This is a genomic window from Mixta gaviniae (assembly GCF_002953195.1).
Lineage (GTDB): Bacteria > Pseudomonadota > Gammaproteobacteria > Enterobacterales > Enterobacteriaceae > Mixta > Mixta gaviniae.
On sequence record NZ_CP026377.1, the window covers coordinates 3,378,475 to 3,403,681 of the forward strand.

The 25,207-nt window shown below is 59.4% G+C and carries 19 protein-coding genes; 4 read left to right on the top strand and 15 right to left on the bottom strand.

From position 1 onward, the window contains the following. Positions 1 to 635: 635 nt before the first annotated feature. On the bottom strand, positions 636 to 2,216 hold the full coding sequence (guaA, locus tag C2E15_RS15815; RefSeq protein ID WP_104958217.1) for a glutamine-hydrolyzing GMP synthase: 1,581 nt from the start codon (positions 2,214 to 2,216) through the stop codon (positions 636 to 638). A 71-nt stretch (positions 2,217 to 2,287) separates the two neighbouring features. Then, positions 2,288 to 3,754, bottom strand: coding sequence for an IMP dehydrogenase (gene guaB / locus C2E15_RS15820; protein ID WP_104958218.1), 1,467 nt, complete (start codon positions 3,752 to 3,754; stop codon positions 2,288 to 2,290). 169 nt (positions 3,755 to 3,923) lie between these two features. On the opposite strand from guaB, the gene xseA reads away from it, so the two are divergent. After that, the gene (xseA, locus tag C2E15_RS15825; protein ID WP_104958219.1) at positions 3,924 to 5,294 is read left to right on the top strand and encodes an exodeoxyribonuclease VII large subunit; all 1,371 of its coding nucleotides are present in this window, start codon (positions 3,924 to 3,926) and stop codon (positions 5,292 to 5,294) included. Positions 5,295 to 5,381: 87 nt separating this feature from the next. Here xseA and C2E15_RS15830 read toward each other — a convergent pair whose 3' ends face one another. Then, a complete protein-coding gene (locus C2E15_RS15830; protein WP_104958220.1) occupies positions 5,382 to 7,742 on the bottom strand; it encodes a glycoside hydrolase family 31 protein in 2,361 nt (786 codons plus the stop codon). A 14-nt stretch (positions 7,743 to 7,756) separates the two neighbouring features. Continuing rightward, complete coding sequence (locus tag C2E15_RS15835; protein WP_104958221.1) at positions 7,757 to 9,055, bottom strand: MFS transporter; 1,299 nt, start codon at positions 9,053 to 9,055, stop codon at positions 7,757 to 7,759. 359 nt (positions 9,056 to 9,414) lie between these two features. Here C2E15_RS15835 and C2E15_RS15840 point away from each other — a divergent pair, with 359 nt between their 5' ends. The 3 genes from C2E15_RS15840 to C2E15_RS15850 all read left to right on the top strand — a co-directional run bounded on the left by C2E15_RS15840 (position 9,415) and on the right by C2E15_RS15850 (position 11,982). Next, the gene (locus C2E15_RS15840; RefSeq protein ID WP_104958222.1) at positions 9,415 to 10,503 is read left to right on the top strand and encodes a LacI family DNA-binding transcriptional regulator; all 1,089 of its coding nucleotides are present in this window, start codon (positions 9,415 to 9,417) and stop codon (positions 10,501 to 10,503) included. 121 nt (positions 10,504 to 10,624) lie between these two features. Next, positions 10,625 to 11,653 carry a M4 family metallopeptidase gene (locus C2E15_RS15845; RefSeq protein WP_104958223.1) on the top strand — a complete coding sequence of 343 codons (1,029 nt, stop codon included), beginning with the start codon at positions 10,625 to 10,627 and terminating at the stop codon, positions 11,651 to 11,653. Then, entirely contained in the window at positions 11,650 to 11,982 is a 333-nt protein-coding gene (locus C2E15_RS15850) for a protealysin inhibitor emfourin (RefSeq protein WP_104958224.1), read from the top strand. Before C2E15_RS15845 ends, C2E15_RS15850 begins: the two co-directional genes overlap by 4 nt. A gap of 48 nt (positions 11,983 to 12,030) precedes the next feature. Here the strand turns inward: C2E15_RS15850 and C2E15_RS15855 are convergent, their stop codons facing one another. From C2E15_RS15855 to ndk, 11 genes are all read right to left on the bottom strand, one after another. Beyond that, on the bottom strand, positions 12,031 to 14,481 hold the full coding sequence (locus C2E15_RS15855; RefSeq protein WP_104958225.1) for a glucose/quinate/shikimate family membrane-bound PQQ-dependent dehydrogenase: 2,451 nt from the start codon (positions 14,479 to 14,481) through the stop codon (positions 12,031 to 12,033). A 471-nt stretch (positions 14,482 to 14,952) separates the two neighbouring features. Continuing rightward, entirely contained in the window at positions 14,953 to 15,174 is a 222-nt protein-coding gene (locus C2E15_RS15860; protein WP_104958226.1) for a zinc ribbon domain-containing protein, read from the bottom strand. A 136-nt stretch (positions 15,175 to 15,310) separates the two neighbouring features. Beyond that, a complete protein-coding gene (der, locus tag C2E15_RS15865) occupies positions 15,311 to 16,807 on the bottom strand; it encodes a ribosome biogenesis GTPase Der (protein WP_104958227.1) in 1,497 nt (498 codons plus the stop codon). A 170-nt stretch (positions 16,808 to 16,977) separates the two neighbouring features. Continuing rightward, entirely contained in the window at positions 16,978 to 18,159 is a 1,182-nt protein-coding gene (bamB, locus tag C2E15_RS15870; protein ID WP_104958228.1) for an outer membrane protein assembly factor BamB, read from the bottom strand. Between the two features lie 19 nt (positions 18,160 to 18,178). Then, positions 18,179 to 18,796: a YfgM family protein gene (locus tag C2E15_RS15875; protein ID WP_104958229.1), complete on the bottom strand. Its 618-nt coding sequence runs from the start codon at positions 18,794 to 18,796 to the stop codon at positions 18,179 to 18,181. A gap of 36 nt (positions 18,797 to 18,832) precedes the next feature. Further along, positions 18,833 to 20,107 carry a histidine--tRNA ligase gene (hisS, locus tag C2E15_RS15880; RefSeq protein ID WP_104958230.1) on the bottom strand — a complete coding sequence of 425 codons (1,275 nt, stop codon included), beginning with the start codon at positions 20,105 to 20,107 and terminating at the stop codon, positions 18,833 to 18,835. Positions 20,108 to 20,248: 141 nt separating this feature from the next. Beyond that, entirely contained in the window at positions 20,249 to 21,370 is a 1,122-nt protein-coding gene (gene ispG / locus C2E15_RS15885) for a flavodoxin-dependent (E)-4-hydroxy-3-methylbut-2-enyl-diphosphate synthase (RefSeq protein ID WP_104958231.1), read from the bottom strand. 39 nt (positions 21,371 to 21,409) lie between these two features. After that, the gene (gene rodZ / locus C2E15_RS15890) at positions 21,410 to 22,456 is read right to left on the bottom strand and encodes a cytoskeleton protein RodZ (protein WP_104958232.1); all 1,047 of its coding nucleotides are present in this window, start codon (positions 22,454 to 22,456) and stop codon (positions 21,410 to 21,412) included. Next, positions 22,446 to 23,183 (bottom strand): type IV pilus biogenesis/stability protein PilW, encoded by a 738-nt coding sequence (gene pilW / locus C2E15_RS15895; protein ID WP_104958233.1) that lies wholly within the window; start codon positions 23,181 to 23,183, stop codon positions 22,446 to 22,448. Before pilW ends, rodZ begins: the two co-directional genes overlap by 11 nt. A gap of 93 nt (positions 23,184 to 23,276) precedes the next feature. Beyond that, entirely contained in the window at positions 23,277 to 24,446 is a 1,170-nt protein-coding gene (rlmN, locus tag C2E15_RS15900) for a dual-specificity RNA methyltransferase RlmN (protein ID WP_104958234.1), read from the bottom strand. A 185-nt stretch (positions 24,447 to 24,631) separates the two neighbouring features. Beyond that, entirely contained in the window at positions 24,632 to 25,063 is a 432-nt protein-coding gene (gene ndk, locus C2E15_RS15905; protein WP_103060076.1) for a nucleoside-diphosphate kinase, read from the bottom strand. Between the last annotated feature and the right edge of the window lie 144 nt (positions 25,064 to 25,207).

A 25,207-nucleotide genomic window follows, 5' to 3' on the forward strand; every position in this document is an offset into this window, starting at 1 on the left:
GGGCACGTAAATCATTTTTCCTGACGGCGGGCTGGCTGCATTCTGTCGGGGCCTGGCCTGTTCCGGGAAAGCATGACATCACTGCTTTGGTCGCGATGGTTATCTGTTGCAAGCGAACACAGGGTAATGAGTTAAAGGGAGTGCCACGACGCAGTCATTGGTGGATGAGCGTCGTCGCCCTGAATGAGCAGGCTTGCGGCGTGGCAATGCCAGCCTGTCAGTAACGGGATGCAGGGGCTTAGCGTAGCGTAGCGTGGCAATGCCAACCTGTCAGTAACGGGATGCAGGGGGCGTGGCAATACCAGCCTGTCGGTAACGGGATGCAGGGGCGTAGCGTGGTGAACGGGATATTGTCAGCGAAGCCTGTCTAATTAAGGCTCGGGGGATGATCGGTGAGTTGCCGCTTCAGTTATCGCAGGCACTTTATGTGTCTCTGAATCACCACTGCCGCCAGTCACGGCTTTCTCTGCGCGGATAAGCATTATCGATACCCTGTCAGCATTCACTAACCAAACAGGGTATCGATATGCTTTTCTGATGACGTCTGTTCTGCACCATGACCACGGTGATTGAAGGCGCAGCAAAAATTACTCTCTGTTTTTACTTACAGAAAAAACAGAGAGTTGAGGTCACCTTTATTCCCACTCAATAGTGGCCGGCGGCTTACCGGAAATATCATAAACCACACGGGAGATGCCGTTGACTTCATTGATAATGCGGTTAGAGACGCGGCCGAGGAAATCGTACGGCAGGTGTGCCCAGTGCGCGGTCATAAAGTCGATGGTTTCTACCGCACGCAGCGACACTACCCAGTCATATTTACGGCCGTCGCCCATCACGCCGACGGAACGCACCGGCAGGAAGACGGTGAACGCCTGGCTCACCTTGTTATAGAGATCGGCTTTACGCAGCTCTTCGATAAAGATGGCGTCGGCGCGGCGCAGCAGATCGCAGTACTCTTTCTTCACTTCGCCCAGTACTCGCACGCCCAGCCCCGGGCCCGGGAACGGATGGCGATAAAGCATATCGTACGGCAGGCCCAGCTCCAGACCGATCTTGCGCACTTCATCCTTAAACAGCTCTTTCAGCGGCTCAACGAGGCCCAGCTTCATCTCTTTCGGCAGGCCGCCAACGTTGTGGTGTGATTTAATCACGTGCGCCTTGCCGGTGGCGGAGGCGGCGGATTCGATCACGTCAGGGTAGATGGTGCCCTGCGCCAGCCACTTCACTTCCGTCAGGCTGGTCGCCTGCTCGTCGAAGACTTCTACAAATACGCGACCGATGGTTTTACGCTTGGCTTCCGGCTCGTCGATGCCTGCCAGCGCGTCCAGGAAGCGCGCTTCCGCCGGCACATGGATGATATTCAGACCGAAATGGTCGCCGAACATATCCATCACCTGCTCTGCTTCGTTCAAACGCAGCAGACCGTTGTCAACAAAGACGCAGGTCAGACGGTCGCCGATGGCGCGATGCAGCAGCATGGCGGTCACGGAAGAGTCAACGCCGCCGGAGAGGCCGAGGATCACTTTATCGTTGCCAACCTGCTCGCGCAGACGCTCAACGATATCTTCAATGATCTTTGCCGGCGTCCAGAGTGCTTCGCACTCGCAGATATCCAGCACGAAGCGCTCCAGCATACGCAGACCCTGACGGGTATGGGTCACTTCCGGGTGGAACTGCACGCCGTAGAAACGCTTCTCTTCGTTGGCCATAATGGCGAACGGACAGGTTTCGGTGCTGGCGACGGTCACGAAGTCGGACGGGATCGCCGTCACCTTGTCGCCGTGGCTCATCCAGACGTCCAGCAGCGGCAGGCCGGCAGCGCTGATGGAATCTTCAATACCGCGCACCAGCGCGCTGTCGGTTCTGACTTCTACCTGCGCATAGCCGAACTCGCGCTCGCTGGAACCTTCCACCTTGCCGCCCAGCTGCATCGCCATGGTCTGCATGCCGTAGCAGACGCCCAACACCGGCACGCCGGCGTTAAAGACATATTCCGGCGCGCGCGGGCTGTCGAGTTCCGTGGTGCTTTCCGGGCCGCCGGAAAGAATGATGCCGCTCGGCTTAAACTCACGGATCTGCGCTTCGGTTACATCCCAGGCCCAAAGTTCGCAATACACGCCCAGCTCGCGTACGCGGCGCGCCACCAGCTGGGTATACTGCGAACCAAAATCGAGGATTAAAATACGGTGCTTATGAATATTTTCCGTCGTCATTAAGGCAATTCCAGAGCGATAGACTGATAAATAAAAGCGCCCGGCGGCTGCCGGGCGAGAAAATAAGGGGATCAGGATCCCATGCGGTAGTTCGGCGACTCTTTCGTGATGGTCACATCATGCACGTGGCTTTCTGAAATGCCGGCGCCGCTGATGCGCACAAATTCCGCTTTGGTGCGCAGCTCGTCGATGGTGGCGCAGCCGGTCAGGCCCATGCAGGAGCGCAGGCCGCCCATCTGCTGATGCACGATCTCTTTCAGGCGACCTTTGTAGGCGACGCGTCCTTCGATGCCTTCCGGCACCAGCTTGTCCGCCGCGTTGTCGCTCTGGAAGTAGCGGTCGGAAGAGCCTTTGGACATCGCGCCCAGCGAGCCCATACCGCGATAGGATTTAAACGCGCGGCCCTGGTAGAGTTCGATTTCGCCCGGGGATTCTTCCGTACCGGCCAGCATTGAGCCGACCATCACGCAGGCAGCGCCTGCGGCGATCGCTTTGGCGATATCGCCGGAGAAACGGATGCCGCCGTCGGCGATCACCGGCACGCCGGTGCCTTCCAGCGCTTCAACCGCGTCAGACACCGCGGTGATCTGCGGCACGCCGACGCCGGTTACGATACGGGTGGTGCAGATCGAGCCAGGGCCGATGCCGACTTTCACCGCGCTTACGCCCGCGTCGGCCAGCGCCCGCGCGCCCGCGCCGGTGGCGACGTTGCCGCCGATGATCTGCAGATCCGGGTATTTGGCGCGCGTTTCACGGATACGCTGCAGCACGCCTTCGGAATGGCCGTGGGAGGAGTCGATCAGCAGGACGTCGACGCCCGCCGCGACCAGCGCATCAACGCGAGCTTCGTTGCCGGCACCCGCGCCGACCGCGGCGCCAACGCGCAGACGGCCATGCTCATCTTTACAGGCCAGCGGTTTACGCTCCGCCTTCTGGAAATCTTTTACGGTGATCATGCCGAGCAGGTGGAAACTGTCATCCACCACCAGCGCTTTTTCCACGCGCTTCTCATGCATTCTCTGCAGCACGACTTCGCGTGCTTCACCCTCTTTAACCGTCACCAGACGCTCTTTCGGCGTCATCACTGCAGTAACCGGCAGGTTGAGATCGGTCACGAAACGCACGTCGCGGCCGGTGATAATCCCGACCAGCTGCTTATCTTCTGTTACGACCGGATAGCCGGCGAAGCCGTTGCGCTCGGTCAGCTCTTTCACTTCACGCAGGGTAGTGGTCGGCAACACGGTCTGCGGATCGGTCACGACGCCGCTTTCATGTTTTTTCACCTTGCGCACTTCTTCCGCCTGGCGCTCGATGGACATATTTTTGTGGATAAAGCCCAGCCCGCCTTCCTGCGCCAGCGCGATAGCCAGACCGGCTTCGGTCACGGTATCCATGGCGGCAGAGAGCATTGGAATGTTCAGACGAATGGTTTTGGTCAGTTGGGTACTGAGGTCGGCCGTATTAGGCAGTACAGTGGAGTGAGCAGGAACGAGCAAAACGTCGTCAAAAGTGAGTGCTTCTTTAGCGATTCGTAGCATGGCAATATCTCAACCTGGGGTGAATGAGAACAGATAAAATATTGCCGCGGCATTATACAGGGCGTAATCGGTTGCCTCCAGCTTTTTTTCAGAAAATGTCTTGATCCCCTGCTTCAGGCATGTAGTATCGATGAATTAACTCGCTGATTTATTATTTGATCCTCATCACATGTCGCTACCGCCTTCCGCCAATATTTTTACCGTCAGCCGCCTTAACACCACGGTGCGTCAGCTGCTGGAAGGCGAGATGGGCCAGATCTGGCTCAGCGCCGAGATCTCCAACTTTACCCAGCCCGCTTCCGGCCACTGGTACTTCACGCTGAAAGATGATACCGCTCAGGTGCGCAGTGCCATGTTCCGCAACAGCAACCGGCGCGTCACCTTCCGTCCGCAGCATGGCCAGCAGGTGCTGGTGCGCGCCACGGTGACGCTCTACGAGCCGCGCGGTGATTATCAGCTGATTGTTGAAAGCATGCACCCGGCGGGCGAAGGCCTGCTGCAGCAGCAGTTTGAACAGCTGAAGCAGCGTCTGGCGGCAGAAGGGCTGTTTGAGCAGCAGCATAAACAGCCGCTGCCCGAACCGGCGCGCCAGGTGGGCGTCATCACCTCTGCCACCGGCGCGGCGCTGCACGACGTGCTGCGCGTGCTGCATCGGCGCGATCCCTCGCTGCCGGTGATCATCTATCCGACGGCGGTTCAGGGCAACGATGCCCCTGCGGCCATTGTGCGCGCCATCGAGCTGGCCAACCTGCGCAGCGAGTGTGATGTGCTGATCGTCGGGCGCGGCGGCGGCTCGCTGGAGGATCTCTGGAGCTTTAACGACGAGCGGGTGGCGCGGGCGATTTTCGCCAGCCGTATCCCGATCGTCAGCGCCGTCGGCCATGAAACCGACGTCACCATCGCCGATTTCGTCGCCGACCTGCGCGCGCCGACCCCTTCCGCCGCAGCGGAGATCGTCAGCCGCAATCAGGTGGAGCTGCTGCGCCAGCTGCAGTCGCAGCAGACGCGGCTGGAGATGGCGATGGACTACTATCTGGCCCAGCAGCAGCGCGCCTTTACCCGCCTGCAGCATCGTTTGCAGCAGCAGCATCCGCAGCTGCGTCTGGCGCGTCAGCAGACGGCGCTGTTCCGTCTGCAGCGCCGTCTGGACGAGGCGCTGCAGCTGCGCCTGCGCAACGCCGCGCGCCAGCAGGATCGGCTGACGCAGCGCCTGAACGCCCGGCAGCCGCAGGGTAATATCAATCGCGCGCAGCAGCAGCTGCAGCAGTGGCACTATCGCCTGGCACAGGCGATGCGGCAGCGGCTGGGCGATGAGAAACAGCGCTTCGGCGCGCTGGCGGGGCATCTGGAAGGGGTCAGTCCGCTGGCGACGCTGGCGCGCGGCTTCAGCGTGACGCAAACCGACGGCGGCGAGGTGCTGAAAACCGCCGGTCAGCTTCAGCCGGGTGATACACTGCAAACCCGCCTGCAGGATGGCTGGGTGGAAAGCGAAGTGAAGGCGGTTACGCCGCTGAAAAAAACGCGTAAAAAGCGCGCTTAGCGTTGTTTATCGCGCGCCTCGGGTAAACGCCTCCGTTACGCCATAAAAAAGCGCGCCGAAAGCGCGCTTTTTTCATCTGCTTTTCCGCTACAGATACCAGACCGAAGCCGGCTCGCCGTTGATCCACAGTGTGCGAGGCTCACCGGGCGGCAGTATCACCTCCAGCTGCCGCCACGCGGGCTGATAGCGCCCTTCCCGCTCCACGCTTAGCGCAATGTGTGTCGCGTCGCAGGTCATGCGCCAGCGCAGCCAGAGCGCATCGCCGTCGCGCCAGCCGTAGCTTTCACCATCATCCTCAAATAGCAGCCCTTCGCTCTCCCCTGATGCGAGTGGGAACAAGCGCAGCGCGCGCCGATCGTCCGCCGCCGCGTCCACATGCGCCATGCGCTGCGACATCGGCAGCCCGGCGCCGGCGCGCGCCAGCAGCGGCAGCCGCTCCAGCGGCGCCTCCAGGGTGATCCACTGCCCGCCGCCGTACCACTGGCCGCTCCAGAAGCAGTACCAGCCCACACCGTTATCCGGCAGCCAGACCCGGCGCTGACGCTGCCCCGGCTCCACTACGCTCGCCACCAGCAGATCGCGGCCGATCAGGAAATCGTCCGTTTCCTGCCAGGTCTGCGCATCCTGCTCGTGATCCAGGAAGGTGGGCCGCAGCATCGGCTCGTCGTCGACGCTGGCCTGCCACAGCAGGGTGTAAAAATAGGGCAGCAGCCGATAGCGCAGGCGGATCGCCTCGCGCACGATGTCGGTTACGCCGGGATACATCCACGGCTCGTTTACCGTGCCGTCGTCGTTCCACGAGTGAATGGTGAAGCGTGGATGCATCACGCCGTTCTGCACCCAGCGGGCGAACAGCTCCGCATCCGGCCTGTCGCCGGAGAAACCGCCGACATCGTGGCCGACGTTATACAGCCCGGAGAGGCTCATCCCCAACCCCATGCGAATGTTGTAACGCAGCGTCTGCCAGCTGGTGCGGTTGTCGCCGCTCCAGGTCTGCACATAGCGCTGCATACCGGCGCAGCCGGAGCGCGAAATCAGATAAGGCCGCCGCTGCGGCGCGAAACGCTGCTGCGCCTCCAGCGAAGCACGCATCATCAGCAGCGGCATCACCGGGCGCAGATGCTTAATCGCCACGGGGCGGCCGAAGCCGTGACAGCGCGCCTCGCCATCCCAGATCTCATACTCGTTGTTGTCATTCCAGGTGGAGTCGATGCCCATCTCCAGCAGCTGTGTGGTAACGCCCTGCTGCCACCAGCGAATGGCTGCCGGATTGGTGAAATCGAGGTGCGATCCCTCATCGTCCCAGAAGCAGGAGCGCTCCGGCGCATCCGTTTCAGAATCGCGGATAAATAGCCCCTGCCGGGCCGCCTCGGCGTAGCGCGGATGATCCTGCAGCAGACAGGGTTTGATATTGGCCGCCAGCCGCAGACCCGCCTCATGAAACGCCGCGCTCAGCTGGCGCGGCTGCGGCACCTTGTCATAATTCCAGTTAAACACGTAGCGCTTATTGCCAATAGAGGTGTAGCCGGAAGAGAGCTGGAAAGCGTCGCAGGGAATAGCGTGCTGACGGCAGAGCTGGATAAACTGCTGCAGCTGACGCTGCGCGTCGGGCGCATCGGTGTAGTGCATGGTAGAGCCGCTGTAGCCCAGGCTCCACTTCGGCCCGAAGCAGGTTTTGCCGGTCAGCCGCACAAAAGCCTGGGTGACATCCAGCACGCGCGGGCCGAAAAGCAGGTAGTAGTCGAGATCGCCCGCCTCCGCCTGATAGCGCCGGTAAGGCTGATGGTAGTTATCCAGCTCGTTGCCAAGATCGAGCCAGCAGCTGCTGAGATTGTCGTAAAACAGGCCGAAGCTGACCTGCTCGCGGCGGGTAATGGTAAACGGGATATGCTTGTAGAGCGGATCGGTGCTGGCGGCGTTATAGCCCATCGCGTCCAGATTGCGCATCTCAAAGCGGCGTCCGCTGCGTTCAAGATCGCCTGCTTTCTCCCCCAGCCCGTAGTAGCGATCGTCGGCGAAGCGGCGCTGATAGTGCGCCACGCCGTCGCCATGCGTCTTCAGCAGATAGGCGCTGGTGCGGCGATCTTCGGCCAGCGGCCGCCACTGGCCCTGTGCATCCAGATACTCCCACGCCAGCCAGAGCGGCTGATGCACCGTGACGCGCAGGCGCTGGCTGCTAACGATCAGCCGGTCATCACCGGTTTCCAGGTGATAGCCGGGCAGGCTGAAGCCCGCCACGCTCAGGCGATCGCGTCCTTCCCAGGGCACATCCTCCTGCGGCGCGATACTCCAGGTGCGATCCAGCGCCAGCTCGCCGTTGCGTTTGATCAGAATACGGAACAGCGACTCCTTCAGCACATAGAGGCAAAACAGATGCCGCTCGTCGACCCGTAGCTCGATCCTGTCGGCGTATGTCCCCGCCAGCGTCCAGTTCTTTAACGTCTTCATATCCACTCCAGCATTTAACGTTTTTTGGCGCCGCGCTCGGCCAGCAGAGCGATCAGGAACAGCGCGCCGATAAGGTCGAAAAAGCCCATCGCCACAAACAGCGGGCCGAAGCCGACGGTGTCAGAAACCGCGCCGATGAGCAGGGAAAAAAGGAAGCTGGCGATCCAGGCGCAGGAGCCGCGCATGCCGTTAACCGTCGCCATCTGATTTTTGTCGAAAGACTCCACCACCAGCGCACTCAGCATGCAGGAGATCACCTGATGGCCGAAGCCGCCGATGGAGATCAGCGCGATCGCCAGAAACGGATCTTTGGTGACGGCGACCAGCGTCAGCGACAGCATCAGAAACGCGCCGGTCACGGAGCTGGCGATCACCGAATTGATGCGCCGGAAGCCGAACCATTTGCGGTAGAGATGAGTGAGATAGCCGCTGGCGACGCTGCCGATATCGGCCGCCAGGAACGGCAGCCAGGCGAACAGCGCGATCTGTTTCAGATCCATGCCGCGCTCGGTGGCGAGATAGAGCGGCACCCAGAAGCTAAATACCGCCCAGGCCGGCTCGGCGAGAAAGGCGGGAATGGCGATGCCGTAGAATTTTTTCTCGCGACAGAGACGCGCCAGCGAGGTGAAAAACGGCAGTTTCGGCAGATCCGGCTCGTTATCTTCATTGATCAGATCCAGCTCCTGCTGGCTGAGGTTCGGGTGCTGCTGCGGCGCATGGTAGAAGCGCCACCACAACACCACCCAGACCAGCCCCAGCGCGCCGGAAAAGAGAAAGGCGCCCTGCCAGCCCAGCGTCAGATGGGCGACGACGATAATCGGCGGCGCCAGCATCGCGCCGATGGAGAAACCCACCCCGGCCCAGCCGGCGGCGACGGGGCGTTCCCTTTTCGGAAACCAGTCGGCGATGGCGCGGGCGTTGGCGGGCGTGGCGGCCGCTTCGGCGCCACCCATGAAAAAGCGCAGCAGCGCCAGCTGGATCCAGCTTCCCGCTCCGGCGTGCAGCATACAGACCAGCGCCCAGACAGTGGCGCAGATCAGAAAGCCGGTTTTCAGGCCAATCACGTCGATCAGCCAGCCGCAGAGCGGCTGAAACAGCGTATAGGCGAGCTGGAATGCCGCCACCACCCAGGAGTACTGTTCGGTGGTCATATTCAGGCTGACCTTCAGCTCCGGCGCCAGAATCCCCAGCGAGTTGCGGGTAATGTAGTTAATGGTGATGCCCAGCAGGAAAAGCGCCAGCATCCACCAGCGCAGCGATTTGAATTTACGGGCGGGGCGGGCTGCGGCGGTCTGTTCGGTTTCAATACTCATCTGTCTTCTCCATCGCCGTCTCTGTGACGGCGCGCCCACGGGGCGCTTCAGTGGGGGTATCGAAGGCTACAACAGCGGTGCAATGCGACGGCTTTCACAAAAGAGCCTTATCACCAGCTTAACCCTATGATTATCTGTTGCTTTTTTTGGCGCACCCTTAGCATAGTGAGGCTCTACGCCTGCCCGCCAGGGACACCGTTGCAGACTAGCCAGCCGCGCCGTCGGGGGGAATCGCGTTTTTTGCAAAAATTTTCATTCGCAGGCGAATTATCGCCAGCAACAGGGGCTGGTTCCTTAACAGCGGGCCATGCGGCGCTGATGAAAAAATTTTCATGCGCTGATTTGAAGGGGATCACAAAATGAATGGAAAGTTAAAAATTACCCTGATTGCTCAACAAACCGGGCTGTCGATCAGTACCGTTTCGCGCGTGCTGGCGGGCAAAGCCAACACCAGCGAATCGGCCCGCCAGAAGGTGATGGCCTGCGCGCGTCAATACGGCATTTTGCAGGATCTGTCGCAGGGCAGGCTGATGCTGAACAACCTGGTAATTTTCGCGCCGCCGCGCGCTTTTTCGGTGCGCAGCGACATTTTTTACTACAAGGTGATCCAGAGCATAATCGACGCGCTCAGGCCGTATGAGATGCGCATCAGCTCCTGCGGGCTGGAAGAGGAGCGCAGCGACAGCGCGCTGTTTGTCGAAAAGATGAACCATCCGCACACCCAGGCGGCGCTGATTATCGGCATCGACGATCCGCATATTCATTCGCTGGCGGCAGATCTGAATAAGCCCTGCGTATTGATCAACTGCAGCGACCGCGACATGCGCCTCGACAGCGTTTCCCCCGATCACCAGCTGATCGGCGAGTTTTCTGCCAGCTATTTATTTCAGCAGGGGCACCGCGAGATCCTTAATTTGCAGTGTCTGCGGCGCAACACCATGGAGCTGCGCCTGGCGGGCATTCGCCAGGCCTGGGCGCGGCAAAACCTTATCTTTGACGCGGGGCAGCACCTGGTCACTACCGCCGGCTTCGGCGCGGAAGAGGCGGAGCTGGCGGTGACCAGCTGGCTCAGCGCCCTGCCCGATCGCCGCCGCTGGCCGAGCGCCATCCTCGCCGGCGGTGATTTTATGGCGATGGGCGCGGTCGCCGCCGTCAACAAGCTGGGCCTGTCGGTGCCGGGCGATATCTCGGTGATGAGTACCGACAGCTCAAACCTGGCGGAGATCCACGATGTGCCGTTAACCTCGGTGCAGGTGCCGCGTGACGAACTGGGCGTCGAGGCGATTCAGCTGTTGCAGCGCAGGCTGCTGCGCCCCACCGCCCCGCCCTGCAATCTGCTGCTGCAGGGGAAACTGGCGGTACGGGAATCGGTGCGGCGCGTTAACGCGCATAAGATGCAGCCGGCGCTCAGCACCCATCATCCCCGGCTCTATGACGATCGCGCATAACATTAGCATTTTTAATAAATAAACGATCGCAGCGCGAGGCCAGACCCTGGGAATATCTGGACTACACTTAGCAGGATCAGCTTTCATCAATAAGGGTTATTTCAGCCTAAGGAGAGCCACAATGCAGCATAAACCCGTCAGCTCCGTTATTCCTCCCTATATCCTGCGAAAAATTATCGATAATGGTTCGGGCCACCAGCAGGATTATGCCCGCCGCACCCTGACCCACGTTCAGCATCTGATGGCGCATAACTGGCAGAAGCCCACCGCGCCGAAAAACGCCGCCGGCGGTCATGTCGATCGCGAAATTTACGATGCGCAAAATACCGAAAGCCTGCCCGGTACCCTGGTGCGGAAAGAGGGCCAGCCCGATAACAACGATATCGCCGCCCGCGAAGCCTGGGACTATCTCGGCGTCACCTATGATTTCTTCTGGCAAGCGTATCAGCGCAACTCGCTGGATAACCAGGGGCTAACGCTAAGGGGCACCGTCCACTACGGCCAGGAGTACCAGAACGCTTTCTGGAACGGGCAGCAGATGGTGTTCGGCGACGGCGACGGTGAAATCTTCAACCGCTTTACCATCGCTATCGACGTGGTGGCGCACGAACTGGCGCACGGCGTAACGGAAACCGAAGCGGGCCTGATCTACTTTGAGCAGGCGGGCGCGCTGAATGAATCGATCTCCGACGTTTTCGGCTCGCTGGTGAAGCAGTTCCACCGCAAGCAGACCGCGGATCAGGCCGACTGGCTGATCGGCGAAGGGCTGCTGGCGGAAGGGATTAACGGACGCGGCCTGCGTTCGATGTCAGAGCCGGGCACCGCCTATAATGATCCTATGCTGGGCAAAGATCCGCAGCCGGCGCATATGCGCGACTATATTAAAACGCGTGAGGATAACGGCGGGGTTCACCTGAACTCCGGTATTCCTAACCGGGCGTTTTATCTGGCGGCGAAATCGCTGGGCGGCTACGCATGGGAACTGGCGGGACGCGCCTGGTATGATACCGTGTGCGATAAAGCGCTGCCGCAGGACGCCGATTTCGAAACCTTTGCTCAGTTTACTATCCGTCACGCCGAGTCGCGCTTTAATACCGCGACGGCGCAGGCGATTGAAGAGGCATGGAAAGAAACGGGCGTTTTATCATGAAACAGCTACCGGAACTGACCGACGACGCCGTGATCGATCTGGCGCGCGAAGGCGGTTTTGCTTATATCCCGAAGTTAGCCGGTCAGCGGCGCATCGAGCTGGGCCAGCTGCCGAATCCGCAGAAGGAGCGGGTGTGCGAGATCCTGCGCCACTCCCTGCCGCTGGGCGAGCCGGCTGACCAGCCGGTGCAGTCCGGGCGCGGCGACCAGTACTACTACCGCATCCAGATCAGTTACCAAACGCAGCAGCACGCCGGCGACATTGTGATTGTCATTCCCGACAGCCTGGCGCCGCCTGAACTCAAGGCGCTGTGGAAAGAAGGCGAATAACGGCATAAAAAAGGCCCCTTGCGGGGCCTTTCATATTACAGGCTATCGTTATTTCTTCTCCGCCTGTTCATCCAGCGCGTAAGCAATCACATAATCGCCGCGATCCGGCGACTGACGCGCGCCGCCTGCGGAAATCAGGATGTATTGCTTGCCGGTTTTCGGCGAGACATAGCTCATCGGCCCGCCCTGACTGCCGACCGGCAGACGTGCTTTCCACACTTCTTTGCCGGTTGAGCTGTCGAAGGCGCGCAGATAGTAATCCTGCGTTCCGGCGATAAACACCAGCCCGCCCTGCGTCGCCAGCGTACCGCCCAGCGTCGGCATGCCGATCGGCATTTTCATCCGCATTTTCACGCCGAATGGACCGGTATCCTGCACGGTGCCGACCGGCACCTGCCAGACGATCTTCTGCGTTTTCAGATCGACCGCCGACAGGGTGCCGAACGGCGGCGCCTGGCACGGAATGCCCAGCGGCGACATAAAGCGGTTTTTATTCACCGCGTACGGCGTGCCCTTCAGCGGAACCGCGCCCATGCCGGTATTGATCGCTTCGCCGCCGTTGCTGCCGCGCGAAATGGCATCGGTGTTGGCCGGGATCATCTGCACCCACAGGCCCAGACGCATATCATTGACGAAAATGTAATGATTGTTCGGGTCGGTAGAGAGGCTGCCCCAGTTCATGCCGCCCAGCGAGCCGGGGAAGCTCAGGGATTTATCGGTGCCCGGCACGGTGAACAGCCCGTCATAACGCATCGATTTAAAGCTGATGCGGCAAACCAGCTGATCGAACGGCGTTGCGCCCCACATATCGGATTCTTTCAGGGTCTGCGCGCCGATCTGCGGCATGCCGGTGGAGTGCGGCTGCGTTTTGGTGTACTGCTCGTTCGGGATAGTACCCGGCTTCATCGGCAGCTCTTTGACTTCCGTCAGCGGCTTGCCGGTCAGGCGATCCAGCACGAAAATTTGTCCCGCCTTGGTGCCAAACACCACCGCCGGCTTGCTGCCGCCCTCTTTCTGCGGAAAGTCGATCAGGCTCGGCTGCATCGGGATATCGAAATCCCACAGGTCATTATGCACCGTCTGGTAGACCCACTTCTCTTTACCGGTGGTAGCGTCCAGCGCCAGGATAGAGGCGCCGTACTTGTGATCCAGCGGCGTGCGGTTGGCGCCCCACAGGTCAACGGAGGAGCTGCCCATTGGGATGAATACGGTGTTCATCGCCGGATCCCAGGACATCGGCGCCCAGGAGTTTGGCGTGCTGCGCGCGTAGGATTGCCCCGCCTGCAGCGCCGCGTTCGGGTTGTCGTTGCCCGGATCGAACGCCCAGCGCATTTGACCGGTGATCACATCAAACCCGCGTAGTACGCCACCCGGCATATCGGTCTGCACGTTATCCGCAACGCGGCCGCCCACCACTACGGTAGTGCCCGCCAGGGTCGGCGCGGAGGTCAGCTGATATTTCGGATCCTGCGCGTCGCCGAGGCCCGCTTTCAGGTCGACTGTTCCTTTGTCGCCAAACTGCTGACACAGCTCGCCATTATCGGCATTGATGGCGATCAGGCGCGCGTCGATAGTGTTCATTAGCAGGCGACGCTGACAGCTTTCCCCCGCCGGCAGCGAGACCGGCGCAATCGGCGTAGAGCCGGGCACCGTCGGCTGCGGCAGCGGCTTGTTGATATCGAAATAAGCCAGACCGCGGCAGCGGTTCCAGACTTCCGCCTGCGCGTTGATTTCACGCTTCCAGATCTGCTTACCGCTGTCGGCATCGACCGCAATCACGTTGTTATGCGGCGTACACATATAGATGCGATCGCCGATTTGCAGCGGCGTTTGCTGATCTTCTGCGCCATTGCCGGTCGGGCTGTCCGGCACATCGCCGGTACGGAAAGTCCAGGCGACCTTCAGATCTTTAACGTTATCGCGGGTGATCTGATCGAGGGCGACAAAGCGGCTGCCGCCAGGCGTGTTGCCGTAGTTCTCCCAGTCTTTCTGCGCGTTCGCCTTGTCCACCGGCACCAGCGGCAGCGGCTGGCCGTCAAACGCGACGGGAGGGTGCGGCTGGAACATCTGCACCAGCGTCGCCACCATCGCCACCGCCAGCACGGCGCTGGCGCCCCAGGCCGCTTTCGCCGCAGAGGCCTTGCCTTCGCGCTTGCGCAGCGCCGGCAGCGTCAGCAACGCGAGGATCATAAAGCCGGTCGGCACCATCAGGCGCGATACCAGCGGCCAGAAATCGAAGCCGCCGTCAATCGGCGCCCAAATCAGCGAGCCGATAAACACCAGCGCGAACAGCAATACCGCCGATGCTTTACGTCGGAAAAACTGAATCGCGGACAGAATGGTGACGATCCCGGCAATAAGGAAGTATTTACTGCCGCCAAGCATCGCAAGCTTGCCGCCGCCGATCGCAAAGAACAGGCCGGTAGCAAGCAGCACCAGACCCAACAATATGCACCATATACCCAGGCCTTTCGATGACCGGGTGGTAGTTTGAACCATGACAGAACTCTCCTGGTGGAACCAAGGCTTAGCAATAAGGCATAAGTCGCCGGCCTGAATAGCGGGGCGGCGCCCTGTTTTATTCTTCAGCCATAACAAACAGTTAACCTGAAACGGGTTCGCTACCCGCCGTTGGCATCCTGCCTTTTAACGCCAGCGCGCGCTGCGCCGCTAAAAAAGAAGGTAGACCAACGGCGCGGATTGTACCAATCGGTACGTTATGAGTTAAACAAAAAATTAACAACAGCGCGAAAATTCGCACTTTTGCTGCAAATGCGTAACGAAATATCCCACGGAAAATAACGGTAAGCGCGTGCCTGCGCAGAGAGGATGTGGATAAGCGATGTAAAGCGGGAACGCGCTTCCGTTAAGAGAGAAGCCGGAGAAATAACAGAAAAATCGGTCAATGCGCTTCCGCTGAGACGCAGGAAGCGCGTTTGAAAGTAATGCAGAGAGGAATAGCCGAAAGGGTTAGATCTGGCCCAGCGGCACAAACGCGACCCGCTTTTTGGAAATCAGCCCGTGGCCGTGCGGACAAAAATAATCGACCGCGCCGCAGGCCTTCAGCACCTGCAACGGCTGATGACAATCGGGACACTGCGCCTGCCGCGCATAATGCGTACCGCAATGCGCACAAAACAGATCGTTGTCGCCAGGCGTCAGCGGATGCTGGCATTTTTCACACGTCGCCATGATAGCCTCCTGAGTCAATGCGACGGCCCGTCGGCCGCAATGCAACATCATAAACCGACGCGCGCGGAAGATCCTGCGCCAGGTCATCTGCCGGCGTCGCCCATAAAAAAGGGCTGCGTTTCCGCAGCCCCATTGATTAGCGCTTGTTCTTTTTCAGATGCGAAAGCAGGCGCTTACGCTTACGCTGCTGGTTTGGCGTCAGCAGGTTACGTTTGCCAGCGAAGGGGTTATCCCCTTCTTTAAACTGGATACGGATCGGCGTACCCATCACGTTCAGCGAACGGCGGAAGTAGTTCATCAGGTAACGCTTGTAAGAATCGGGCAGATCCTTCACCTGGTTGCCGTGGATCACCACAATCGGCGGGTTATAGCCGCCCGCGTGCGCATATTTCAGCTTCACGCGGCGTCCGCGCACCAGCGGCGGCTGATGATCTTCCGCTGCCATGTTCATGATACGCGTCAGCATTGAGGTACCGACCCGGCGCGTTGAGCAGTCATACGCTTCGGTGATCGACTCGAACAGGTTGCCGACGCCGCTGCCGTGCAGTGCGGAGATGAAGTGAACACGCGCGAAATCGATAAAGCCCAGACGGTAATCCAGCGTCTCTTTAACTTCGTCCTTCACTTCCTGCGACAGGCCGTCCCACTTGTTGACCACAATCACCAGTGAGCGCCCACTATTCAGGATAAAGCCCAGCAGAGAGAGATCCTGGTCGGAGATACCCTGACGGGCATCGATAACCAGCAGCACGACGTTGGCATCTTCGATCGCCTGCAGCGTTTTGATTACCGAGAATTTCTCTACCGTATCGGTTACCTTGCCGCGCTTACGCACGCCGGCGGTATCGATCAGGATATATTCACGCTCATCACGCTGCATCGGGATATAGATGCTGTCGCGTGTGGTGCCCGGCATGTCGTACACCACCACGCGATCTTCGCCGAGAATACGGTTAGTAAGCGTTGACTTACCAACGTTAGGACGGCCAACGATCGCGATTTTCACCGGCAGGCCGGTCGGGTCGAAGTCATCCTCCTCCTCTTCCGCGTCCGGATCTTCGCCGCGCTCTTTCGCTTCCAGCGCCGCCCAGTAAGCCTGGTTCTCTTCCTCTTCGCTCAGCGGCTCCGCCGGCGCAGCCACGTCCATCCACGGCAGCAGCGCCGTTTCCAGCAGCGAGGTGACGCCACGACCGTGCGATGCGGCGATAGCGTGGATTTCGCCCAGGCCCAGCGCGTAAAAATCGACGACGGCGCTATCAGCGTCCAGACCGTCGGTTTTGTTCGCCACCAGGAACGTCGCTTTTTCACGCGAGCGCAGATGCCTGGCAATAGCCTGATCGGCAGGCATCAGCCCGGCGCGCGCATCCACCATAAACAGCACGACGTCCGCTTCTTCAATCGCCAGCAGCGACTGTTCAGCCATACGGGTTTCCACGCCGTCTTCGGTGCCGTCAATACCGCCGGTGTCGATGACGATAAATTCCCGCCCTTCTACCTCGGCGCGCCCGTATTTACGATCGCGCGTCAGACCTGGGAAATCTGCCACCAGCGCATCGCGGGTGCGCGTTAAACGGTTAAACAGGGTGGATTTGCCCACGTTAGGACGCCCAACCAGCGCGACCACAGGTACCATAAATAATGCCTCATTACGAAACGAAAAATCAGAAGCCTGAACAGGCAATTATAAACGGTCTCTGCCGCCCTGTTCAGGCTGAAGGCGCTAAGGATAACACGCCGTCAGAAAAACGAAACGGCCCCTGTAAGCCAGGAGCCGTTGATTAACACTGCGCTATCCGCTGGCGATTAACGGGCGATGGAGTAAACCTCGCCGTTTTTCGCCTGGATCAGCAGTTTATCGCTGGCGACCACCGGTTCGGTCTGGAAACCGGAGCCGTCCACTTTCTGCTGCGCGACAAAACGACCGTCATCGGTGTTGAGCCAGTGCAGGTAGCCTTCGCTGTCGCCGACAACGATATAGCCGTTGTAAAGCACCGGCGATGTCAGGTTGCGGTGCAGCAGATCGCTCTGGCGCCAGATGGCGACGCCGCCGTCGGCGTTAAGCGCCACGACGCGATCGTCCTGATCGATCAGATAGATACGGCCCGCGTCGACGATGAAATCTTTCACCGAACCGATTTCGCGTTTCCACAGCATCTGACCGGAACGCAGATCCAGCGCCGTCAGGTTACCGTTATAGGCCAGCGCATAGACGACGCCGTTGACGATAACCGGGGTCGTATCGACATCGCTCAGGCGGTCGATCTCGGTGGCGCCGCTCGGCTGAGAGATGCGCTGCTGCCAGATAATCTGGCCCTGATTCAGGATAACCGCGCTGACGCGGCCGTTATCGCCGCCGACGATCGCGCCGCCGAAAGCGGTGGCGGGCGCCGATTCGCCGCGCAGCGAGAGCGCAGGCATATCGAGGTTAACGGTCCATTTCACCGCGCCGCTGTTCTGATCCAGCCCCTGCAACATGCCGTTGCTGGTATGAACCAGCACTAGGCCGTCGCTGACCACCGGACGGGACAGCGCTTCGCCAGCGACTTTAGTCTGCCAGGCGACAGAGCCGTCGGCGCTGTTCAGCGCATACACCTGCGCGCGCTCGCTGCCGATATAGATATGCTCGCCCGCAGCGGTGATGCCGCCGGAAAGCAGGGCCGGGGTATTTTTCGAGAAGAATCCGTTATCGGTGGAGAGGTTAACTTTCCACTTCTCTTTGCCGTCGCTGGCGTCCAGCGCCTTCACGATGCCGAAACGATCGGCCGCGTAGACGGTGCTGTCCTGCCAGGCGGGATGCAGATTGGAGTAGAAGTCGCCAATGCCGTCGCCGACGGAGGTACTCCACACTTCCTGCGGTTCAAACTGGTTTTCCACTTTCGGCAACGGGGCCATTTTGACGACATCTTCTTCGCCGCTGAACAGCGAGCAACCGCTGAGCAAAGTGACTGAAATCAGCCCCGGCAGCAGGTATTTACGTAATTCCATGCGCTCTCTCTTGGATGGCTTAACCTAAGTTATTCATTTTCATCTGCATCATTTCTTTCAGCGCCGGTGACGCCTCGGAAGCGATCCCCTTGCTCCAGGCATCACGGGCGCCCTGCTTATCGCCCTTGCTCAGCAGCGCTTCACCGCGAATATCCGCAACGATGGCCGTCCAGCCGTCGCCTTTCACGCTATCCAGCGTTTTCAGCGCGTCGTCTACCTGCTTCTGCTGCAGCTGGATCCGCGCCAGGCGCAGATTCATCACCGCCTGCAGGTTGGCGTCACGCGTATTTTTGATGCCGTTCTGCAGCTGTCCGGCCGCTTTCGCCAGCTCGTTTTTATCGACATACTGCTTCGCCAGATCGAGCGAGGCGAGCGCGCCGTAGGTATTGCTGTTTTCATTAGCGAATTTCGCCACGGCTTCCAGCGTCTGCGGTTTGCTGGCGTCCAGCGCGGTGGTCAGCTGCTGATAATGCGCCGAGACTTCACGCGAAGAGCTGTCCTGATGTGTGCCCCAGTAACGCCAGGCGACCAGCGCGCCGATGCCCAGCACCACGCCAACCGCTAAAGCTTTGCCGTTATTGGCAAAAAAACGACGGATCGCATCCACCTGTTCGTTTTCGTTGCTGTAAACTTCCACGCAATCCTTCTCCTTTACTGTTCCTGCCCGACGGTCTTACGACAGCAGGGTCACTAACGCCGCAGCCACTTCATCCTGCGCCAGCGTTTGTTGTTCGCCGTTGCGCAGGTCTTTTACCACCACCTGCCCGGCGTTCATTTCATCTTCGCCCAGCACCAGCGCTACGCGAGCGCCCCACTTATCGGCGCGCGCGAACTGCTTCTTAAAGTTGCCGCCGCCGAAGTTGGTCATCAGCTTCAGCGACGGTGCGGCGTCACGCACTCGCTCCGCCAGCTGCATCGCGGCGGACTGTACGCCCTGGCCTGAAGCGATAACATAGACATCAACAATGCGCGACGGTTCAAAATCGGGGTTGACCGCCTGCACCAGCAGTACCAGACGCTCCATACCCATTGCGAAACCGACGCCCGGCGTCGCGCGGCCGCCCAGCTGTTCGACCAGCCCATCATAGCGGCCACCGGCGCAAACCGTGCCCTGCGCGCCCAGGCTGGTGGTCACCCATTCGAACACGGTACGGTTATAGTAATCGAGACCGCGCACCAGTCGCTGGTTAATGGTATAGGCGATGCCGACGCTATCCAGCAGCGCGCACAGCCCATCGAAATGGGCGCGCGATTCGTCATCCAGATAATCGCCCAGCGTCGGCGCGTCGTTGAGCAGCGCCTGCACATCCGGGTTTTTGCTGTCCAGCACGCGCAGCGGATTGCTGTACATGCGGCGCTTGCAGTCTTCGTCCAGCGTCTCTTTATGCTGCTCAAGGAACGCCACCAGCGCATCGCGATAGCTGGCGCGCGCCTCCAGCGAACCGATGGAGTTCAGCTCCAGCTTGACATGATCGGCGATGCCGAGCGCTTTCCACCAGCGCGCGGTCATCATAATCAGCTCGGCGTCGATATCCGGCCCCTGCAGGCCAAACACTTCCGCGCCGATCTGATGGAACTGACGGTAGCGCCCTTTCTGCGGACGCTCATAGCGGAACATTGGGCCCATATACCACAGGCGCTGCTCCTGGTTATAGAGCAGGCCATGTTCGATGCCCGCGCGCACGCAGCCCGCGGTGCCTTCCGGGCGCAGCGTCAGGCTTTCGCCGTTGCGATCGTCAAAGGTATACATCTCCTTTTCCACCACGTCGGTCACTTCGCCGATCGCGCGCTTAAACAGCGGCGTATGCTCGACGACCGGCAGGCGGATCTCGCTGTAGCCATAGCTGGACAGCACCTGTTTCAGGATCCCTTCGATACGCTGCCAGACAACGGTGTCGGCCGGCAAATAGTCGTTCATGCCGCGGATGGCCTGGATGTTCTTCGCCACGTCATTTCTCTCTTTATTCAAATTACACCAGACGCGCCGTCTGGCCGTTCCGGCGACAGTGCCGGAACCTGAACAGAAAAAAACCTGCACGGCGCGGGCCGTTCAGGTTCAGTCAGCGCGCCGCCGAAGCGACGTCGCCGTTTAATTTTCGACTTGCTGCACGTCGATACGCCGGGTTTCATCCAGCATCGCCGCTTTCGCCCGAATGCGCGCTTCCAGCTGATCGATCATATCGTCATTGTCGAGACGGTCGCGCTGGCGCACGCCATCTTCGTAAAAGCCGCTCTTTTTATTGCTGCCGGTAACGCCAAGCGTTGAGACCAGCGCTTCGCCCGGCCCATTCACCACGCAACCGATAATCGATACGTCCATCGGGGTGATGATATCTTCCAGCCGCTGCTCCAGCGCGTTTACCGTGCCGATCACGTCGAACTCCTGACGCGAGCAGGTCGGGCAGGCGATAAAGTTAATGCCGCGGGTACGGATACGCAGTGACTTGAGGATATCGAAACCGACTTTTACCTCCTCCACCGGATCGGCCGCCAGTGAAATACGCAGCGTGTCGCCAATGCCTTCGGAAAGCAGCAGGCCGAGACCGATCGCCGATTTTACTGCACCGGCACGCGCGCCGCCCGCCTCTGTGATCCCCAGATGCAGCGGCTGATCGATCTGTTTCGCCAACAGACGATAGGACTCTACTGCGAGGAAGACATCAGAGGCTTTTACGCTGACCTTGAACTGGTCGAAGTTGAGGCGATCGAGATGATCGACATGACGCATAGCGGATTCCAGCAGCGCCTGCGGCGTCGGCTCGCCATACTTTTCCTGCAGATCTTTTTCCAGCGATCCGGCGTTAACGCCGATGCGGATAGGGATATTCCTGTCGCGCGCGCACTCCACCACCTGGCGGATACGCTCGTTGTTGCCGATGTTGCCGGGGTTAATTCGCAGGCAGTCGACACCATACTCCGCCACTTTCAGCGCAATGCGGTAGTCGAAGTGAATATCAGCCACCAGCGGCACATTCACCTGCTGTTTGATCAACCTGAACGCTTCAGCGGCGTCCATGGTGGGCACCGAGACGCGAACGATATCCACGCCCACGCGCTCCAGCGCTTTGATCTGTCTAACGGTCGCTTCCACATCCGTGGTGCGTGTATTGGTCATGGATTGCACGGCGATAGGCGCGCCGTCACCCACTGGCACCTTGCCGACGTAAATACGCGTTGATTTGCGACGGATAATGGGTGCTTCGTTATGCATGTTGTTTCTCCATAATTGCCGCGAAGCAGCGCAAAGGGATTACTGAGCCCCAAGCGTCAGGCGAGCAACCTGGTTGGTACGAATAAAACGACTTAAATCAACAGGCTGTCCCTGATAATGAACCTGCACAGCCGCCGGTGCGCCGATTTTCAGGCGGTAAGGCGCCGTACCGGAAAGGCTGAGTTTACCACCACTGCGCTGCATTCCGCTGAACAGTTTTTTTCCTGCCGCATCGGTGACTTCCAGCCAGCAGTCAGCATTAAAATCGAGGACCACGGCGTTAGCGTCGGCAGAAGGGCCGCTGACGCTGGCGCTGCCGGTCGGCAGCGGCGCGGCGTTATTTCCGCTGGCCGGCGGCGCGGCATTTACCGGTGCCTGGCTTGGGGAAACGACCGCGTTGCCGTCAACGTTGCCGGCGGCGGCCATCGGCGCTGTCGCCGGGGCCGCGTTATTCGGCGCCGGGGCGCTGGCGCCGGGCGCGGCGGTGTTGGCTGCCACGCTGCTGGTGTTATTGGCGCTGTCGTTGGTTAAGGGTACGCTGGTACCGTCAGCGGGCGCCGGCTGGGCCTGGGCGCTGCTGTCGTCGCTGCCGTTATCGGTTAACGGTATCGACTGGCTGCTCTCTTCGCCGGAACCGCTCTGATCGGAGAGCGACACCAGATCGTCCTGCGCCGCCTTATGGTTTTGCCACCACCAGGCGCCGGTCAGGCCGACCACGACGAACACCACCAGCCAGGTGAAAATCATCAGCCAGCCGTCGCGTTTTTTACGACGCTTGCCCAGCGAGAAGCTCTGCATCGGCTCGACTTTTGCCGCGCGTACCGGCGCCTGCTTCGCCATCATCGGCAGCAGTTCCTCTTCCGGCACATGCACCAGGCGGGCGTAAGAGCGGATATAGCCGCGTAAAAAGGTTGAAGCCAAATCGGCCGGTGATTTGTCCTCTTCTATGTCTCGCACGGTTGAAAGTTTCAGGCACAAGCGCTCAGCGACATTTTGCTGCGTCAGCCCCATCTGCTCACGGGCGGCACGCAGGCGGGCGCCTGTGGAATTTGCTGCTGTTGTATCTTGAGTGGCTTCAGTATTCATTAGCTAGAAAATGCTGGTACTGTATCGATTGTGGAAAATTTTGCGCCAGTTGCCGACCGTAATCTGCGTGATCTACGGTCCGCTGTTCCAGCGCAGCGAAACGAATCTCCAACCACAGGCTCTCTGCTGTCGCAGGAACGCTGTGATGATATACCTCTAACAAAAGCCGCGTTGGTTCAGGCTCCTGCTGTTCAAGATGTCTTTCAGCTTCGGCCAGTAGCGCGTCCGCTTTTTGCCGGTCAGCCTGTAGCGCGCTCAACAGCGCCCGCCGCGCGGAGGCATATTCGCCCTGCCGCAGATAACAGTAGCCGGCGCGTTCCTGGCTATCAGCGCTTGCGGCGAAAGCTTTCGATGCCGCAGCGCGAGTAAATTGTTGATGCGCCGCATCATACTGCCCTAATCCGCAAAGAAACGCACCGTAATTGTTAAGCGCATAACTATTTTGGGGCGCGGATTTCAGCGCCGCCTGATAATAGTGCCGCGCCGTTGCGCTGTCGCCTTCCTGCTCATGCAGACGCGCCATTGCCAGCAGAACGCGATAATCGCCAGGCGCATCCTGCAGCGCGCGCTGCAGATTACGCCGCGCCGCCAGCCTGTCGCCCTGGGAGAGATAGATAAGCCCTAACTGCAGGCGGATCTGCCCGCTCCCTTCCGCCTGACGCGAGCCGTTACAGCCCGCCAGCACCAGCGCGACCGCCAGCATCAGGCATCGTAATCCTTTACGCATGCTGCCTCCGTATGTCATGAGTCTGGTATGTTACGCCAAACTCAGCAAGGCAGGCAGCCTGTTACGCCCGAAAAAAGGTTTTCTTGCCCGGTTTCAGAGCGCTTTCACAGATATTTGTTCACCGGCCATTTTTTTGCGCAACGTACGCTTGGTGCGGTCAATCACGTCGCCGGCCAGCTGACCGCAGGCGGCGTCGATATCATCGCCGCGCGTTTTACGCACGATGGTGGTAAAGCCATAGCTCATCAGCACTTTAGAGAAGCGATCGACGCGACTGTTGGAGCTGCGGCCGTAAGGGGCGCCCGGGAAGGGGTTCCACGGAATCAGGTTGATTTTGCACGGCGTATCTTTCAGCAGTTCAGCCAGCTGATGCGCATCGTCGGTGCTGTCGTTGATATGATCCAGCATCACATATTCAATCGTCACGCGGCCCTGATTGGCATTGGATTTTTCCAGGTAGCGGCGCACCGAATCCAGGAACGTGGCGATATTGTACTTTTTATTGATCGGTACAATTTCGTCGCGGATGGTGTCGTTCGGCGCATGCAGAGAGATCGCCAGCGCGACGTCGATCATATCGCCCAGCTTGTCCAGCGCCGGCACCACGCCTGAGGTCGACAGGGTTACGCGACGTTTGGAGAGGCCGAAGCCGAAGTCGTCCAGCATGATTTCCATCGCCGGTACGACGTTATTCAGGTTGAGCAGCGGTTCGCCCATGCCCATCATCACCACGTTGGTGATAGGACGTTGACCGGTCACCTTGGCGGCGCCGATGATTTTCGCCGCGCGCCACACCTGGCCGATAATTTCGGACACGCGCAGGTTGCGGTTAAAGCCCTGCTGCGCGGTAGAGCAGAATTTACACTCAAGGGCACAGCCGACCTGTGAAGAAACGCACAGCGTGGCGCGATCGTCTTCAGGGATATATACCGTTTCAACCAGCTGATCGCCGACGCGGATCGCCCATTTAATGGTGCCATCTGCGGAGCGTTTCTCTTCCGCCACTTCCGGCGCGCGGATTTCGGTTAACTGCTTGAGTTTATTGCGCAGCACCTTGTTAATGTCGGTCATATCATCGAAATCATCACTGCAGTAGTGATAGATCCATTTCATTACCTGATCGGCGCGGAAAGGCTTTTCACCCAGTGAAATAAAGAACTCGCGCATCTGCTGACGGTTCAGATCGAGCAGATTGATTTTTTCACTTTTCGGGGAGACAACAGCGGGAGATGCGGACGACGGCGTCACAATGTGTTCGGACATAATGTTCTCTGGCCTCGTTATTACACGTTATGGCCCTGGTTAGGGATAGAAAAAGAAGCGCCCTCGCTGAGTAAACTCATGAGGGCGCATTATTGTACAAATAACTGTAGCGCGATGCTATTGCGTGACCGGCTAAGGTGACAATTAATTTGTAACTGTCATTGTGCGGTCAGGCGAACCCGTGATTAACGGGTACGCGGGCAGATTTCGTTTTCGCCGAAGAAAAACGCGATTTCACGCGCGGCAGACTCCTGGGAGTCGGAACCGTGAGTGGCGTTCTCGGTGAAGCTGTCGGCGTAGTCAGCACGCAGCGTGCCAGCCAGCGCGTTAGCCGGGTTGGTCGCGCCCATCAGATCGCGGTGACGCTGAACGGCGTTTTCGCCTTCCAGTACGGAAACAACGATCGGACCGGAGGTCATGAATTCAACCAGACCGTCGAAGAAAGGTTTGCCTTTATGCTCAGCATAGAAGCCTTCAGCCTGCTCTTTGGTCAGGTGCAGCATTTTTGCAGCAACGATTTTGAAGCCAGCAGCTTCGAAACGGTTATAAATGGCGCCAATTACGTTTTTTGCCACCGCGTTCGGTTTTACGATGGAAAAGGTACGTTCTACTGTCATGTTGACCTCTGTCTTAACTTCCAGGTTAAGCCGGTTGTGAATTTAATGATACCGGCCTGTGAAAACGGCGCCGATTATAGGGGCGCAGAGCCGGCTTGCCTATCTAAGATTCAGCTATTTGTTGAAAAAGTATGATCCTTCTCG